Here is a 15,827-nt window from a genome sequence, read left to right as displayed (position 1 = left end):
CTTGAAGCGGTCAGATTATGCGAGCAGGCGGGCAGCGTCCGTGGCGAAGTACGTCAGAATCTGATCCGCACCAGCGCGCTTGAACGCGGTCAAGGACTCCAGCATAACGGCCTCGCCGTCAATCCACCCGTTCTGGGAGGCCGCCTGAATCATCGCGTACTCACCGGACACCTGGTAAACGGCAACCGGAACGGCGGAACGCTCAACAGCACCCGCCAGCACATCGAGGTACGGCAGGCCTGGCTTCACCATGACGATGTCCGCGCCCTCTTCGATGTCGAGGTCCACTTCCAACATGGATTCGCGGTAATTGCGCGGGTCCTGCTGGTAGGTGCGGCGATCGCCTTCCAGGGACGAGCCCACAGCGTCGCGGAAAGGCCCAAAGAAGGCCGAGGCGTACTTGGCCGAATAAGCCATGATGGCGACGTCCTCGTGGCCAGCCTCATCGAGAGCCTCACGGATGGCGGCGATCTGGCCATCCATCATGCCGGACGGGCTCACCATGTGTGCGCCGGCGCGGGCTTGGGAGCGAGCCATGTCCTGGTAGAGCTCCACGGTTTCGTCGTTAAGCACGCGGCCCTGGTCATCGAGCACACCGCAGTGCCCGTGAGAGGTGAATTCATCCAGGCAGGTATCCGCCATGACGATGAGGTCATCGCCGAATTCCTGACGCAGTTCCGCAATAGCTACGTTGAGGATGCCCTGCGGATCCCAGGCCACGGAGCCAGTCGCATCCTTGTCTTCCTCGCGCGGAACACCGAAAAGGTCGACGCAGGTCACGCCAGCATCAAGAGCCTCGTGTGCGGCGCGCTTGAGGGAATCTACGGTGTGCTGCTGCACACCTGGCATGGACGGGATATCGCGGGGCGCATCCAGCCCGTCGACGACGAACATCGGAAGGATGAGGTCGGAAGGACGCAGCGACGTTTCCGCAACCAAGTTCCGGAGTGCCGGAGTCTGACGCAGACGACGGGGGCGGCGAACAATGCTCATGAGTAGGAACTCTCCTTCGAGCTTCGAGACAATCTATACCTTCCCCGACTCTAGTCTTCCCTACTAGGACCGCCCAGATGTGGTCGATGCAGTCTTCTTCCGGGAGCGGCGCTTCTTGCGGGGAGCAGGCAAATTGCCGGCAGCGCGGAGGGCGGCGACGTGGTCCGCGAGGGCGTCGACAAGCATCGGCACATCGGCGATCTCCGGGACGACGTCTACACGCAGGCCCACCTCCTCGGCCGCAGCCTTGGTGGAGGGCCCAATGCACGCGATGATGGTACGCGCATGCGGCTTGCCCGCGATGCCCACGAGGTTGCGCACCGTGGACGGCGAAGTAAAGGCCACAGCGTCGAAGCCACCAGACTTGATCATGTCTCGGATTTCCGCCGCCGGAGGGGCCGCACGTACGGTGCGGTAGGCCACGACGTCATCGACTTCCCAGCCCAAGTCCAACAGGCCATCAACCAGCACATCACCAGCGATGTCGGCACGTGGCAGCAGCACGCGGCCCACCGCATCGATGTCCTCCACGTAAGTCGGGAAAACCTCCACGAGGCCCTCCGCATTCTGCTTCGTGGGCTTCGGCATGACCTCCGGGATCATGCCTTTCGCACGAATGGCATCGGCGGTCTTCTGCCCCACCGCAGCAAGGTGCACGCCGGCGAAGTCGCGAGCATCAAGGCCGAGCTCGGCAATCTTGTCCCACACCGCGCTCACCGCGTTGACGGAGGTGAAGACAATCCACTTGTAGCGGCCCTCCACGATGCCCTTAATAGCGCGGTCCATCTGCGCCGGGTTGCGCGGCGGCTCCACAGAAATAGTGGGCACCGACTGCGGAATAGCGCCGTGCCCTGCTAGGCGGGCGCTCATCGCCGCCGCCTGCTCCTTCGTGCGCGGCACCAGCACGCGCCAGCCGTACAGGGAACGGTTTTCCCACCACGAATACTTCGACCGGTCATCAAAGCTGCGTCCCAAGGTCACCACGAGTACGCCCGGCAACTCCGCATCGAGCTTGCCCAAAGTACCCAGAGTCGTCTCATGGGTACGCTGCAGACGCGTCGTGCCATGCACGGTGACATATGCCTCGGTCTCGGCGGGCATACCGCGCTCCACCAGCTCGCGAGAAATCACCGGCAAGTCATCAGCAGTGGCCTGCAGAACGAGCGGCTGCGTCGCGGATGCCAGCTCGTCCCAGTCAGCGCCTTCCGTAATATCGGCCTCGGTATACGTCGCTCCCAGAGCAATGCCCGCAAAGGACGGCACCGTCGACGGCAGAGACATGCCCGGTACCACCTGAAACTCCATTCCGGCATTCGCCACGGCAGAAATCTCCGCCTTGATGGACTCACGGTTGAGCGGATTACCCGTGACGAGGCGAATCACGTCGCGGCCCTCAGCGCGTTCAAGCGCGCCACGCAGTTGCTTGACGACGTCCCCCTCAGGTTCCTCAAACACCGCCGCCGTTGGCGGTGCCGGACGTGGCGGCTTACGACGAGCTCCTGCTTCCCTCGCGGCGGCGCAGATGCGCTCGTATTCTTCCGCGGCGGCGTCGAGAAGTTCTTGCGGCACCGGTACCTGTAGGGCGACCATCTCACGCACGCCGGAGGAAACTTCAGCGTCCGTCACAGCGATGGCAGACGTTTCCAGAACCTCGCGGGCGCGGACAGTTAGCAGATCAGGGTTGCCAGGGCCGGCGCCGACGAAAACAACTTTGCCCACTTCAGCCTGGGTATCCGGCACGGCATTGCTCATAAGGTTCTTTTCTAGTTTGTGGATTCCGGGGGATTCCTGCGCCGCTCACCACGGCGGGAGAGTAAAGCCCACCCTTCACGTGTGGTTTAAGGGGGGCTGAATCATTGGCGTCAATGATTGTGTGCTAGATACACACTAAAGGAAAAGGTCCGAAACCAAAAATTAGTTAGCAAGCAGCTCCGCAGCTCCCTGCGCGAAGAGGTCCTCAGACACCGCGCGACCCAACACCTGCGCATCCTCAGCCTTCCCTTGCGCCTGGGCAATGAGCTGGCGGGAGCCATCGAGGGCGAACACACCACCGCGTACGACGAGTTCTTCGCCTTCCCAATGGGAGGTCGCCGCGACTGGAGCGGTGCAGCCAGCCTCCAGCTCGGACAGCACGGTGCGCTCGGCGCGGGTGGCGGCGATAGCGGGGACGTCGGCAAGCAGCGCAATGGCCTGCGCAGCCTCAGTACCTTTCACTGCCTCGATTGCGAGCGCTCCCTGCGCCGGGGCGGGCATGAAGAACTCCGGGTCGAAAACTTCGGTAGCACGCTCGGCGTAGCCCGCACGCACAAGACCGGCGTAGGCCAAGAGCACGGCATCAAGCTCACCGCTAGTCACCTTGCCCATGCGGGTATCAATGTTGCCGCGCAGCGGACGAATGTCCAGGTCCGGGCGCAACGCCCTGAGCTGGCTGATACGGCGCGGAGCAGAGGTTCCCACGCGCGCACCCTCTGGCAGCTCCTTCAGCGTGAGGCCATCGCGGGCGATGAGCGCCTCGCGCGTGTCCTGGCGCTCCGGAACCACGAGGTCAAAGCGGTCGTCGGCAGCCGTCGGCAGGTCCTTGAAAGAATGCACGGCAATGTCGCACTCACCGCGGTCTACGGCCTCACGCAGGGCTTGCGTAAACACGCCCACGCCGATGCGCTCGACGGGTGCCATGTTGACATCACCCGGCGTTGTCACAATGTGCAGTTCGGCCTCGTAGCCAGCTTCTTTGAGCCAGTCCCGTACGTGACCCGCCTGCGTGGTGGCGAGCAGGGAACCTCGGGTACCGATCTTCAACATTTATGCGTCCTCTTCTTTGTTCTTTTCCGCGGCTTTCATCTGTGCGGCATCCGGTAGCTCCGTCATATCCACGGCCACGCCGCTGCCTTCGAGGTGCAACCCGAAGAGTTCCTGAAGTGCGGTTTCGTGGCTGACCGTACCGGAATTCGCCGCCAACTGCTTCGCGCGGACCGTGGGCTCATGGAGGAGTTTGTCGGCCACGCGCTTGAGCGCACGGTTCACGTCACCCAGTTGGCGCTCATCCAGCTCTGGGTGCTTCTGCTCTAAACGTGCGATTTCGCACTGCACGAGGTTGGCAGCTCGCTGGCGTAGTGCCGACACCGCCGGTACGACATCGCGCACGCGTTGGGCGGAGGCATAGGCCTCCAGCTCCTCGGTGACGATGCGCCGCGCCTGGACGTGCGGGCTGGTTCCAGCAGCGATATCGGTATCGGCGGCGTCGAGGGATTTGCTCAGGCGCTCAATATTGACCAGGTCAACCCCTTCGGCCTCAGCCGTCGCATCATCGATATCGCGTGGCAGGGACAAGTCCACGAGCATCAGTTCACGGTTGGCAACGTGGTAGCGCTCAACGTCGGCAGCCGTAATGGTGAAATCTTGCGCACCGGTGGCGGAAATGGCCATGTCCACGCTGCGGAGTTCTTGAGCACGGTCGGCAAAGTCGATGACATCCGCATACACACCCGCTTCGTGTGCATGCTGGGCGACGCGCTGCGCGCGCGCAAGCGTCCGGTTCGCAATGACCAGCTGCGCACCAAGCCGACCCGCATGGCTGGCCGCGAGCGACGCCATCGCGCCCGCCCCCAGGATGAGCACACGGGCACCATCCAGCCGCTCCCGCCCCATGCGGCTCAACGCCTGATCAAAAGCGAAGGACACCATGGACGCACCCGCCTCATCGATATCCGTCTCAGAATGAACGCGCTTGCCGGTGCGCAGTGCCGACTGCGCCAAGGCATGGATTCGTGGACCTGCAGTGCCCTGATCCGTGGCGGACTGGTAGGCGGCGCGAACCTGTCCGATAATCTGCTGCTCGCCTACCACCATCGAATCCAGCCCGGAGGTCACCGTCATGAGGTGCTCAGCGGCGGCATCGGCATAGCGAACGTACAGGTAAGTACGCAGTTCTTCCTCGTCCACCCCGGACACCTCGGCCACAGTGCGAACGACATCCTGGACGCCCGTATGGAAGGAATTAGTAACCGTATAGACCTCCATACGGTTACATGTGGAGATGATCATCGCCTCGGAGAGCGAATCCGCCTGAACCAGGGTCTGGCAGGCACTATTCTGCACGGCGTCGTCCATGCTCAGCTTTTCCAGCAGCGCTACCGGCGCTGACTGATGCGACATGCCCACGACGAGCACACTCATGCACTACCCTCCAGTTCTTCATCATCCCTTTGGATGACATAAATCAACCAAAAGACTACTAGCCTAAAGCTCTTTTCTGAAACTCACCAGAACTCCGGGGATTAATCCGCCAGCGCCTGCGCGAGCTCCTCGTTATCCACTTCCCAGCAGGCAAACTCCTCGTCGTCGATGACGACGACGGGCACTCGATCACCATATTCCATGGCCAGCTCGGGGTCCTCATCCACTACACGCACGATGAGCTCGTCCCCCGCCTGCTGAACCACAGGCGTGATCTGCTCGCGCACACGCTCACACGACCCGCACGTGGTGCGCACCATGAGCTCAACTGTGTGAGACATAAAAAGGGGCTCCTTAGTGAGACTCAAAACTTTTCGCGGTTTACTATGGACACGTTAGCCTGCCCACCCGTTGAAAGCTGAACGCGTGCCCCTCCCCCTTCCACCCGGTATGCCCGACTCCCCCCGCGAGTTCCTTGCCAACTGGACCGCGAGTAGGGGTAACCTCCGCAATTTCTTGGAGCAGCAGGCCTTTGCCCCACTCGGCGAAGAGCACCAGCGTGCGGCAGGTGAGGCGTCGGCAGCCGCGGCGGTGGAACAGCTCTTCGGCATCGACCTAGATTCCTTTTCCTCCGGCGTGGATTCCGTCCAAGGCTCCTTCGAGTCTGCGGGCTCGCGCTCCCTCACGCAGCCAGACCCCGACATCCCCCAGGACCTTGGCGCCGCTGCCTTCTTCGACGTAGACAATACGCTGGTACAAGGCTCCTCATTGGTCTCCTTTGCCTTGGGCCTGGCACGGCGACGCTACTTTTCGCTCTCCGAAATCCTGCCTATCGCATGGAAGCAGCTGAAATTTCGGGTATCCGGCTCTGAAAACACCGAGGACGTAGCGGCTGGACGCGTGCAGGCCCTCGAATTTGTCAAGGGCCGCTCGGTGGCAGAGATGGTTGCGCTGTGCGAGGAAATCGTCGACCAGTCGATGGCTGAAAAGGCCTATCCCGGTACAAAGCAACTTGCACAGATGCATCTCGACGCCGGCCAACAGGTATGGCTCGTCACCGCCACTCCGGTCCAGCTGGCGCAGATTTTGGCGCAGCGTTTCGGATTTACGGGTGCACTGGGCACCGTGGCGGAAGTCGAGGACGGCCGCTTCACCGGACGCCTCGTGGGCGATATTCTCCACGGCCCCGGCAAGATGCATGCGGTAGCCGCCTTGGCCACGCTGGAGAATCTCGACTTGGAACGCTGTACGGCCTACTCCGACAGCGCCAACGACGTCCCCATGCTCTCCATGGTGGGTACTCCGGTGGCTATTAACCCCGATTCAACGTTGCGCGATATTGCGGAAGAGAAAGGCTGGCTCATTCGCGATTACCGTTCCGTCCGCAAAGCCGTGCGCACTTACGGCATCCCCGCACTTGTCACTGCGCTGTTCTCCTATGGCGGCTGGCGCATTGCCCATCGCCGCTAGCTGCTCTGCTGCGCCTTCGTGCGCAGCATATCCATACACATCACTGCACCGATAAGAGCTGCATGCTGCTGTGGGTCTAGCCCTCCCGCAATGCTGAGGCGGTAGGTATTCTTCCCCGAAAGGAACTTGCCTACGCCGGACCACTCGTTAGTCACCTGCGCCAGCGGCTGCCCCTGACTACTAATGGTGATGTTCCAATCCCAAATATCACCCGTAATCTCAATCTCTGGGAAACCTTCCATTTCCATGGTCAGGCGCGTCTTAAACATGGCGAATCGCTTGGTCACCACCGCCATAGGCTTCTCGATGCCCGGCAGGTACACCTCATACGTATCCCGCACGAAGTTCGGCGGATCCTTGATCAGCATGAGCGGCTGCTGCGGGTTGCCCTGATCATCCGTGAAGGCCACCTCCAGGCTGCGGGAGGAATTGAAGAACATGTCTTTCAGGCTTCCGGACTGCACAATCGTGCCAACAGGCACACCTTGCTCATCCGCAATGAGGAATTGATCCTGAAGGAAGGACTTCGTCTGCGAGATTACGAGGGTGTCGAGCGTCAAAATTCGGGGCAACATAGTTCGCCATCATACGTACACACGGAAGGTCATGGGCGCTCACGGATAACACTCCCCATCTGTTCGGAAATAGATACTCAACATCACCTTCTAAAACGCGTATTAGTGCAGGTAGAGATAGATGTCCGAGGCGTCATATAGCCTACTGTTAGAACATTAGTTCTTACACTTTTTAGTCTATAGCCTCAAGAATCCGGGGGATTCACCGTGACAACCACTACTCCTACCGCCTACTTTTCCCACATGAACCCTGAATGCGCCCTCGCCATGGAGCGCAGCGCCGCGCGCCGCGCCGACTACCGTTCTTGGGCGGCCGCCATGCCTCCGCTCGATGAAGATTTCGATGTGGCGTGTCAGAGGCTCGTCGCCAAGCTTGGGCTCGCCCCACACACCATCACCGAATGTTGCCTTGCCGTACACCGGCTAGAGGACCTTCCCCAGGTGAAAGCGATGCAGGAAGAGCTCTTCCTGCTCGATATGCGAGCCCTCATCGCCATCGATTTCACCATGACCAAGCTGGGGGAAGTACCCCAGGAGACGCTCGCGCTTATCGACGCCTCCTTGGCCAACTACTTCATCCCCACCGCCCCCAACCAGACTTTTCCTACACCTCCGCAGATCGGCCGCAAAGTGCGCGATATTTGCAAGAGCATCGATAAAACGATTTCTTTCCGCGATACACGGAAGAAGGATTCCTACACCATGACGGACAATGGTGAGCGCGCCAACCTGGAGCTCAACACGGATAGCGCCACGGGCATCATCTTGGATAAATACATCAAAGAAGCCGCGAAGGAAAACGGGGTGTCCACAGCCGATGCTGTAAAGAAGCTCATCGCCGGCAGCATTACACCACCGTCGACGGTCATCCTGCACACGTATCAGGCCACCGATATCGAGAACGCACCGACGCTCGTACAGGGCTATGGCTGGACGTCTCAAGAGATGCCTACGACCCGCACTCGTGACCTGTCCTCGGAGCCGGAAGCCTCGGATAGCTATGTTGCCTCGGAGCTCATCCGAAAATACGTCGAGGGGCGCGACGGCACGTGCCGCGCTCTTGGCTGCAATCGGCCGGCCCACCTGTGCCAGATGGACCACCGCGTCAACTACGCCGACGGCGGCCCAACCCATCCGAGTAATCTCGCCTCGCTGTGCCAGCACCATCACAACATGAAGACCGATGGCCGTGCGCATTACATCATGGACCCCATAACCGGGGATATCGTATGGCTCTTCGAGGATGGAACCTGGGCCATGACGGAGCCCACCGGCCCGCTGGCGAACAAGACCAAGCGCTGGGCCCAAACCGTAGCCCAGAAGATCACTGCTATCCGCCAGCGCGCCCACGAGCAAGCTCAGGCGCTCAAGAAGGAACTAGACGCCGAGGCAGCCGCCAAGGCTGCGGCGCAAGCCCAGGCTCCCAGCACTCCCCCAGAGGACATCCCGTTCTAAACCTCGCCGTCGTCTGACTCGACGGCGTCCACCCGGCAGCCACTACAGAAAGGACCCCACACTATGACCCCTCCGTCGTCTGAGGCGACGAGAAGCCCAGACAGCAGAAACTCCCCGTCACAATCACGAAGGACTATGCGGGGAGCTGCGAGCCACGTTTTACTTGCCCAGCTTGCGACGCTGAACGCGGGTGCGGCGCAGCATCTTGCGGTGCTTCTTCTTGGACATGCGCTTGCGGCGCTTCTTGATGACAGAACCCATAACAGGTTTCCTCACTTTCGGTATCAGTACGTACGTAAACCGGCCGACAACGCCTGGAATGAAACCGCACGGTGCACTCGATGCGGCCCCACACAACGGGGAGACACAGGCGTACCGTTGCCGACACGAATGCCCACCATCTTACCTAGCGCCGTTCCCAGCACCAAAACTAAGGGCAGCGCCCACCGCCGTGGACCGTAGGAATCCACAGAGGTGGGCGCTGTCAGAGAGAGATGAACGCTAGGCTCCGTACACGGATGCCTCAAGGTATTCCTTGACGGCGGATTCATGAACGCGGAACGAACGTCCCACGCGCACTGCCGGCATGTCACCTGCGTGAACCAACCTGTACACCGTCATCTTGGAGACACGCATGATCTCCGCAACCTCGGCAATAGTCAGGAAAGTTCCCTTATCTTCATTCGTCATAGTTTATTTAACCCTTCAGCACGTGACGCGCTGTAGGCTTCCCCTCCCACAGGACTATCACGCACGCGCTCCTGCAAGCTTAGCGTGAAACCTGTGACTAATGCGACCCAAGTGCCAATTTTTTCCACATTCGCACCGTTGTTCCCCAGAAACTCGCCGCACAACAATCGTCACACCATTCCCATTGAGGAAGGAGAAAACTAGGCTAGCTCCTGCGCACGCTGGGCACATGCCTCCGCCGCACGGAAGAAAGCACCCCGAATACCGGACTCCTCAAGCTCGCGTAGGGCCGCCGCGGTAGTTCCCCCCGGAGAGGTCACCCCCGCGCGAAGAGCGACGGGATCTTTGCCCGATTCCGTCATCATGGTGCCTGCGCCCTGGGCGGTGCGGGTGGCCAGCTTTTCGGCAACGTCACGGGTGAGGCCGAGCTGTACGCCGGCGTCGATAAGCGCCTCTGTGACAAGGAAATAGTAGGCAGGCGCGGAGCCAGCCAAGGCGGTCGCGGCATCGATGTGCTTCTCTTCGATGACAGCAACCTCACCGACGGCCTCGAGCAGCTTGACGACGCCACCGAGCTGCTCCTCAGTCACATGCTGACCGCCCGCACACGTGCACATGCCTTTGCCGACGAGCATGGGGGTGTTGGGCATCACGCGGACGACCGGTACGCCGTCGCCTGCGGCCTTCTCCAGGGTGTCGAGGGTCAAGCCCGCAGCCATGGACACCACGACTGCGTCCTGGGAAATATCGAGACCGTCGAGCAACTCGACGATGGCATAGGGCTTCACACACGCGAAGATGTACTCAGCGCCATCAATCGCCTGCGCGTTATCACTGGTGACGGTCACACCATAGGTGCCGTGCAGTTCTTCACCGCGCTCTGAACGGCGGTTGGTCACCACGATGTCTGCAGCGTCGTAGCCTGCGCTCACCAGCCCGGAAACTAGGGCTTCGCCGATTTGTCCTCCACCAAGTACTGCAATTTTAGTCATGATCCCAGGGTGCCAGAAACCCTGGGTCACGGCTACATCACGACGAGCAGTGGTCCAAAGGTAAGCACGAGGCCCGCCACGGCAGCGAGGAACATGGACAAGCCGTCGCGGCTGGTACGCAGAGCGTGAACGATACCGACGATGACACCGGTGACGACAACGCCGAGCACCACGACGACGAGGCGGTCGAAACGGTCCCAGAGGATTTCAAAGCCCTTGAATACGATGGCGCCCAGCACGATGCCCACGAGGGCGAGCAGGACGACGGCGAAGGGGTTGAGCTTCTCCTCCTCGTAGTCCTCGTCATACTCGTCGTATTCTTCGACGTCATTCTCGACGGCCTCGAGTTCACCCGTGGTGAAGGTGTCCTCGGTTTTGTCCCCAGTCTTATCCTCAGTCTTAGTCTGAGCCTCTTCCTCGACCTCTGTATCAGTCTTCTTCTCAGGCGTGTCCTTGACGCGCTGAATGACGCGGGTGTCCTCGGTGGAGGGCTGGGAACGCTGGGGCTCAGAATCGACCTTGTCCGGCCGCTCCACGCGTACGGCGTCTGCCTGCGGCGTGGAGTCAGTCTTCTCGGCGTCCTTCTGCGGAGCGGGGATAACAGGCGCAGTCTCATCGATAGAGACGTTGGAGTGCTTCGCTTCGGCCGGGGTTGCCTTCACCTTCTCGAGGTTGCCGGTCAGCTCCGCGACGGAGATGCCGCCTTCCTCAAGACTGCGGCGACGGCGGCGCGAGCTCTTCTCTCCACCGGAGCGATCCTTCTGGTTGCGGGCCAGCAGCTCCGCAACTGTCAACTGTTTCTCGTCAGCCACGTTTCTTTCCTATTCCAGTCCCTTATCGGTACGGCGCAAAATGACACCTTCACGGAGAGCCCAGGGGCAGATCTCTAGCTTCTCGATTCCCAGGGCACGCATACTCGCCTCGGCCACAAGAGCACCCGCGACGATTTGGTGCGATCGGGTAGAACTTACACCCTCAAGGTCTGCCCTGTCAGCTGCAGTCATGCGAGAAATGAAAGAAATGAGCTGACGCAGACCCGGTGCGGTGAGGGTGCGCTTCACATACGGACCCGCCGAAGACGGTGCGGCACCGGTGAGTCGGGCCAGCGTACGGAAGGTTTTTGAGGTTCCGACACCCAAGCCGGAGGGGCCCAGGGCGCGCATCTGATCGGCAACGCCAACCAATTCCGCATCAATATAGTCACGGAGGAGATTCACCTTGGATTTTTCCGGCGGATCGGTGTCGAACCAATTGTGAGTCAGACGGCCAGCGCCGAGGTCGAGAGAGAAAGCGAGCTCTGGGTGCTCGTCGGTACCGGTGGACAGCTCGAGGGAGCCGCCGCCGATGTCGAGGTTGGTGATGCGACCCGCGGACCAGCCATACCAGCGGCGCACGGCCAAGAAGGTCAGGCGGGCTTCTTCTTCACCAGACAGGATTTCTAGGCGGACGCCGGTGTTCTTTTCCACTTCATCAAGAACCTCGGCCGAGTTCGTAGCTGAACGCACCGCAGAGGTGGCAAAAGCCATGAGCTCATCGCATCCCAGCTTGTCGCCCAGCTCCTTGGCTTCACCCACCGCAGAGATAAGCTTTTTCAAGCCCTTCTCGTGGATGTTGCCCTTTTTGTCGAGCTGCTCCACGAGACGCAGGGGCGTCTTCCAGTCGCTCATCGGGGTGGGCCGGCCACCGGTTGCGGCATCGACCGCAACGAGGTGGACGGTATTACTTCCGACGTCTAATACACCTAATCGCACACCCCCACAGTAGTAGGTCTACCGTGGGTAGGTGTGAATCGCCCGAAATCAAATGAGGTTTACCTGGGATTTCCCACCTCTTCCCCCGCTGCCAAGTCCATCCTTTCGGGCCGCGAAAAGGCCCCTGACTTCCCACGAGAGTGGTTTGAGTTCACCGATCCCGAGGACCCTTTACACGTCTACTCGATAGACCTCACGTGGCTCGAGTCGCATTATGAATGCCAGTTTGGAACCGAACGATGCCACGGCATCGATAAGCAACAGCGCGACGTTGGTTGCTGTGTACATGGCGCCTACATGGCCGATGACATCGACCGCGACCAGCTTGCCGACGCCGTGGCGCGCATGCCCGCACGCTACTGGCAGCACCGCCCCGAGGGCGTCGACGAGTATCTCCAGAATGGTCAGCCCGAGGAACTAGAGCCGTGGTTGGAATGGGATGAGCTCGACGGTGATGACGGTGAGCCGGAGCCGGCGTTGAAGACGCCGCTTGTCGACGGCGCCTGCATCTTCGCCAACCGCGACGGGTGGGCCACGGGCCCTGGCTGCGCCATCCATCAGTGGGCACTCGACGCTGGTGAGGAGCTCACCGTGGTCAAGCCAGAGGTCTGCTGGCAGGTGCCCATTCGCCGCCACGAGGATTACGAGGAGCGTCCTGATGGCGAAGAGATTCTGCGCACCACCATTGGCGAGTATGACCGCCGTGGTTGGGGCAATGGTGGCGAAGATTTTGATTGGTGGTGCTCAGCTGCTCCAGCCTGCCACACGGCAAAGGAGCCGCTGTGGAAGTCTCAAAAAACCGAGCTCATCGCGCTGTTAGGCGAAGACTGCTATGAGATCCTGGCCCGCCACTGCGAAGCGCGGGCACGCTCGGGAGTAGATTTCCCGCACCACCCGGCGGATCCCCGCGCTTAGGCCTCGAACTTGTAGCCCAAGCCGCGCACGGTGACGAGGTGCTTCGGGTGGGAAGGTTCCGACTCGATCTTGGAGCGGAGGCGCTTAACGTGAACGTCGAGCGTCTTGGTGTCACCGACGTAGTCCGCGCCCCAAATGCGGTCAATGAGCTGGCCGCGAGTAAGCACGCGGCCAGCGTTGCGCAGGAGGTACTCGAGGAGATCAAACTCTTTGAGCGGCATCGAGACCGGTTGGCCGGCAACGAGCACGGTGTGGCGTTCCACATCCATGCGCACGCGGCCGCCTTCCAGAATCTGGTTGTGCGGCTCCTCCTCGCCGCCCTCCGAGGACACCTCGTGGCCACGGCGCAGCACCGCGCGGATGCGGGCAATGAGTTCGCGGGAGGAATAAGGCTTGGTCACGTAATCGTCGGCACCGAGCTCAAGGCCAACCACCTTATCGATCTCCGAATCACGCGCGGTGACCATAATGACCGGCACCGAGGAGGTAGCGCGCAGTTGCTTGCAGACGTCCGTGCCAGACATGCCCGGCAACATCAGATCCAGCAAGACGATGTCCACGGTGTTGGCCGCGAACTGTTCCAAGGCGCTGGGCCCGTCGGGGGCTAGGAGAACATCGAAACCTTCTTTGCGAAGGAGGAATGCAAGGGGATCTGCAAGCGACTCTTCATCTTCGACGATGAGGATGGTGGTCATTGCGATTTATCCTTTCGACGAGCGGCTACGCGCGCGACTGCACGCTGCAGGCCAGGAGCGGCGGAGCTGACGGCCCCGTCTTCTTTATTATCCTTATTATCTACAGTATCCGCTGGCTTTTCTTCGGTGTAGATAGGGAGCTCGATTGTGAACGTCGAGCCAGTTCCCGGCCGAGACCACAGCTTGATATTGCCGCCATGGTTGGCCACGACGTGCTTAACAATGGCCAGGCCCAGTCCGGTTCCACCGGTCTGGCGAGAGCGGGCCTTGTCCACGCGGAAGAAGCGTTCAAATACGCGCTCTTGGTCTTCCGGAGCGATGCCGATGCCACGGTCAGTGACGCGGACAAGGACAACGTTTCCACTGACCACCTTTTGAGTAACTGACACCGGCATCTCATCTGGTGAGTAGTGGATAGCGTTGGAAATGAGGTTTGAGATAGCGGTAACCAACAGGGATTTATCTCCCATCACCCGCACGCCGACGGATTCGCCGCGGGTGAGCTGATTATTGTGGGCGTCGGCAGCCAGCTGGTTGCGCGTCATGGCCTCGTCGACGATCTCATCGAGGTCAACCGGTTCCATCTCCGGAAGGGCTTCTGCACCCTGCAGCTTGGACAAAGAGATTAGCTCGTTGACCATATCCGCCATTCGAGCGGCTTCCTTCTGGACCTTGCTGCCGAAGTACTCGACGTGTTCGGGGTCCCCGGTGTCTTGCAGGAGGGCCTCGGCCAGCAGCGCGATGCCGCCGACGGGCGTCTTGAGCTCATGGGACACGTTTGCCACAAAGTCGCGGCGAGCGGATTCCATGCGGACAGATTCGGACTCGTCGGTGCCGTAGACGATGATGAAGCGGTCGTCGTTAAGCGTCAGCGGTTTGACCACTGCACGCACCTGGGTGACGCGGTTGCCGGTGCGGCGCTTGGGGATGGACAAATCCAGAGTGCGGGTCTCCTTATCCTCGAAGACCTCCTGCGCCACGGACCAAATATCCGGGTTCACGGCGCGATCGTGGACCATCGACATCTCGTGCGCCGCCGGGTTGGAAAAGATGACCTCTTTGGAGCGCGAGAGCACCGTCATCCCGGACGGCGATCCGCCCACCGCCAGGTGGAGGACTTGGCTCACGCTGGTGACTTGGTTGGAGTCAGCGTCGCGGGCGCGGCGGCTCTCCAGTCTTTCGCGGATACGCCTAAGAACCGGTATGGCAAGGCCACAGGCCGCCACTCCGGCTAAGAAAGCGAAGACAAGTTCCACGATGATTCACACCTCAAAAGAAATCCCCACGGAGTATAGACTCCCTGGGGATTGTGCGCAGTACGCGAAGGCGTAGTTACTTCTTGGCGCCCTGTGCAGCAACGGCGGCGGCGCCAGCAGCGGCGGCCTCCGGGTCGAGGTAAGTGCCGCCCGGGTTCACCACGGAGCCGTCCCCGGTGATTTCGTAGACCAGCGGGATGCCCGTCGGAATGTTGAGGCCAGCAATCTCCTCATCGGAAATCTGATCCAGGTGCTTGACCAGCGCACGCAGAGAGTTACCGTGTGCAGCAATGAGAACGGTCTCGCCCTTCTTGGCGCGCGGGAGGATCTCCTCCTCGAAGTAAGGAACGAAGCGCTCGACAACGTCCTTCAGGCACTCGGTACGCGGAACCTGATCCAGGTTGGCGTAGCGCGGGTCCCCAGCCTGGGAGTACTCAGCGCCATCCTCGAGCTCCGGCGGCGGGGTGCCATAGGAGCGGCGCCATGCCATGAATTGCTCCTCGCCGTACTTGTCCTTGGTCTCAGCCTTGTTGAGGCCCTGCAGCGCGCCGTAGTGACGCTCGTTGAGGCGCCAGTCACGCACGACTGGGATCCAGTGGCGATCAGCCGCGTTGAGGGCGATGTTGGCGGTGCGGATGGCACGACGCAGGAGGGAGGTGTACACAACCTCCGGCAGGATGCCCTGCTCCTTGAGCAGCTCGCCGCCGCGCTTGGCCTCGCCTTCACCTTTGGCGGTGAGGTTGACGTCTACCCAACCGGTAAATTGGTTGGACTCGTTCCATTCGGACTGTCCGTGTCGAAGAAGAATCAGCTTTCCGTTACTCATAAACACCAGCATGCCACGTTTTTCGGCAGCGCG

The 15,827-nt window shown here is 60.9% G+C and carries 17 protein-coding genes; 3 read left to right on the top strand and 14 right to left on the bottom strand.

The window, feature by feature from the left end:
- Positions 1–15: 15 nt before the first annotated feature.
- The 5 genes from hemB to I6J26_RS07345 all read right to left on the bottom strand — a co-directional run bounded on the left by hemB (position 16) and on the right by I6J26_RS07345 (position 5,510).
- The gene (hemB, locus tag I6J26_RS07365) at positions 16–993 is read right to left on the bottom strand and encodes a porphobilinogen synthase (protein ID WP_115021101.1); all 978 of its coding nucleotides are present in this window, start codon (positions 991–993) and stop codon (positions 16–18) included.
- Positions 994–1,056: 63 nt separating this feature from the next.
- Complete coding sequence (locus I6J26_RS07360; protein ID WP_115021100.1) at positions 1,057–2,745, bottom strand: uroporphyrinogen-III synthase; 1,689 nt, start codon at positions 2,743–2,745, stop codon at positions 1,057–1,059.
- A 162-nt stretch (positions 2,746–2,907) separates the two neighbouring features.
- The gene (gene hemC, locus I6J26_RS07355; RefSeq protein ID WP_115021099.1) at positions 2,908–3,795 is read right to left on the bottom strand and encodes a hydroxymethylbilane synthase; all 888 of its coding nucleotides are present in this window, start codon (positions 3,793–3,795) and stop codon (positions 2,908–2,910) included.
- Positions 3,796–5,169 (bottom strand): glutamyl-tRNA reductase, encoded by a 1,374-nt coding sequence (locus I6J26_RS07350; RefSeq protein ID WP_115021098.1) that lies wholly within the window; start codon positions 5,167–5,169, stop codon positions 3,796–3,798. It abuts the gene before it with no gap.
- 101 nt (positions 5,170–5,270) lie between these two features.
- Positions 5,271–5,510, bottom strand: coding sequence for a glutaredoxin family protein (locus I6J26_RS07345; RefSeq protein WP_070669593.1), 240 nt, complete (start codon positions 5,508–5,510; stop codon positions 5,271–5,273).
- Between the two features lie 109 nt (positions 5,511–5,619).
- On the opposite strand from I6J26_RS07345, the gene I6J26_RS07340 reads away from it, so the two are divergent.
- A complete protein-coding gene (locus tag I6J26_RS07340; protein WP_115021097.1) occupies positions 5,620–6,639 on the top strand; it encodes an HAD-IB family hydrolase in 1,020 nt (339 codons plus the stop codon).
- Here I6J26_RS07340 and I6J26_RS07335 read toward each other — a convergent pair.
- Positions 6,636–7,214 (bottom strand): LURP-one-related/scramblase family protein, encoded by a 579-nt coding sequence (locus I6J26_RS07335; RefSeq protein WP_115021096.1) that lies wholly within the window; start codon positions 7,212–7,214, stop codon positions 6,636–6,638. The two genes, I6J26_RS07340 and I6J26_RS07335, sit on opposite strands and share 4 nt — an antisense overlap.
- A gap of 207 nt (positions 7,215–7,421) precedes the next feature.
- On the opposite strand from I6J26_RS07335, the gene I6J26_RS07330 reads away from it, so the two are divergent.
- On the top strand, positions 7,422–8,669 hold the full coding sequence (locus I6J26_RS07330) for an HNH endonuclease signature motif containing protein (RefSeq protein ID WP_239121742.1): 1,248 nt from the start codon (positions 7,422–7,424) through the stop codon (positions 8,667–8,669).
- 159 nt (positions 8,670–8,828) lie between these two features.
- On the opposite strand, the gene I6J26_RS07325 is transcribed toward I6J26_RS07330, so the two are convergent.
- The 5 genes from I6J26_RS07325 to I6J26_RS07305 form a co-directional block, all read right to left on the bottom strand.
- Complete coding sequence (locus I6J26_RS07325) at positions 8,829–8,930, bottom strand: 30S ribosomal protein bS22 (RefSeq protein WP_003855542.1); 102 nt, start codon at positions 8,928–8,930, stop codon at positions 8,829–8,831.
- Between the two features lie 240 nt (positions 8,931–9,170).
- The gene (locus tag I6J26_RS07320) at positions 9,171–9,359 is read right to left on the bottom strand and encodes a helix-turn-helix domain-containing protein (protein ID WP_010189818.1); all 189 of its coding nucleotides are present in this window, start codon (positions 9,357–9,359) and stop codon (positions 9,171–9,173) included.
- A 200-nt stretch (positions 9,360–9,559) separates the two neighbouring features.
- Complete coding sequence (proC, locus tag I6J26_RS07315) at positions 9,560–10,351, bottom strand: pyrroline-5-carboxylate reductase (RefSeq protein WP_115024216.1); 792 nt, start codon at positions 10,349–10,351, stop codon at positions 9,560–9,562.
- 32 nt (positions 10,352–10,383) lie between these two features.
- Complete coding sequence (locus I6J26_RS07310; RefSeq protein WP_115021095.1) at positions 10,384–11,163, bottom strand: hypothetical protein; 780 nt, start codon at positions 11,161–11,163, stop codon at positions 10,384–10,386.
- Positions 11,164–11,172: 9 nt separating this feature from the next.
- Positions 11,173–12,102 (bottom strand): Ppx/GppA phosphatase family protein, encoded by a 930-nt coding sequence (locus I6J26_RS07305; RefSeq protein ID WP_115021094.1) that lies wholly within the window; start codon positions 12,100–12,102, stop codon positions 11,173–11,175.
- 33 nt (positions 12,103–12,135) lie between these two features.
- Here I6J26_RS07305 and I6J26_RS07300 point away from each other — a divergent pair, with 33 nt between their 5' ends.
- Positions 12,136–13,017 (top strand): hypothetical protein, encoded by an 882-nt coding sequence (locus I6J26_RS07300; protein ID WP_115021093.1) that lies wholly within the window; start codon positions 12,136–12,138, stop codon positions 13,015–13,017.
- On the opposite strand, the gene I6J26_RS07295 is transcribed toward I6J26_RS07300, so the two are convergent.
- From I6J26_RS07295 to I6J26_RS07285, 3 genes are all read right to left on the bottom strand, one after another.
- On the bottom strand, positions 13,014–13,712 hold the full coding sequence (locus tag I6J26_RS07295; protein ID WP_039673479.1) for a response regulator transcription factor: 699 nt from the start codon (positions 13,710–13,712) through the stop codon (positions 13,014–13,016). The two genes, I6J26_RS07300 and I6J26_RS07295, sit on opposite strands and share 4 nt — an antisense overlap.
- Positions 13,709–14,968 (bottom strand): sensor histidine kinase, encoded by a 1,260-nt coding sequence (locus I6J26_RS07290; RefSeq protein ID WP_181815328.1) that lies wholly within the window; start codon positions 14,966–14,968, stop codon positions 13,709–13,711. Before I6J26_RS07290 ends, I6J26_RS07295 begins: the two co-directional genes overlap by 4 nt.
- Positions 14,969–15,044: 76 nt before the next feature.
- Positions 15,045–15,794, bottom strand: a complete 750-nt coding sequence (locus tag I6J26_RS07285) for a phosphoglyceromutase (RefSeq protein ID WP_115024215.1) — start codon at positions 15,792–15,794, stop codon at positions 15,045–15,047.
- Positions 15,795–15,827: the final 33 nt, after the last annotated feature.

The organism is Corynebacterium minutissimum (genome assembly GCF_016889765.1).
Lineage (GTDB): Bacteria > Actinomycetota > Actinomycetes > Mycobacteriales > Mycobacteriaceae > Corynebacterium > Corynebacterium minutissimum_B.
This window is presented reverse-complemented; position numbering and strand designations above follow the sequence as displayed.